This window comes from Citrobacter sp. TBCS-14 (assembly GCF_005280805.1).
Lineage (GTDB): Bacteria > Pseudomonadota > Gammaproteobacteria > Enterobacterales > Enterobacteriaceae > Citrobacter > Citrobacter gillenii.
The window spans coordinates 284-645 of record NZ_SZWM01000362.1 but is presented as its reverse complement, the minus strand read 5'-3'; the positions used below and the strand labels follow the sequence as shown (position 1 = coordinate 645).

Here is a 362-nt window from a genome sequence, read left to right as displayed (position 1 = left end):
GGATGGACCTATCAGCTGGTTAAACGCAACATGTGGGTTTACTCCGTGGATAACGGTCCGATGGCACAAAGCCTGATGGATACCGGGCAGGTCACCTGGCTGCGGGAGGATGGATTTAAGTATCGCCCGAATCGCAACAACATCTCATGGATGGTGTGCGACATGGTGGAGAAGCCAGCGAAGGTTGCCGCGCTGATGGCACAATGGCTGGTCAACGGCTGGTGTCGTGAGACGATTTTCAACCTCAAGCTGCCGATGAAAAAACGCTACGAAGAGGTATCACAGAACCTGGCTTACATTCAGGCCCAGCTTGATGAACATGGCGTAAATGCCCAGATTCAGGCGCGTCAGCTGTATCATGA

At 53.0% G+C, this 362-nt stretch carries 1 protein-coding gene; it reads left to right on the top strand.

The window, feature by feature from the left end:
* Positions 1-362: 23S rRNA (cytidine(2498)-2'-O)-methyltransferase RlmM (gene rlmM, locus FDX22_RS15515; protein WP_255432933.1), on the top strand; the 362-nt coding region annotated here is incomplete at both ends.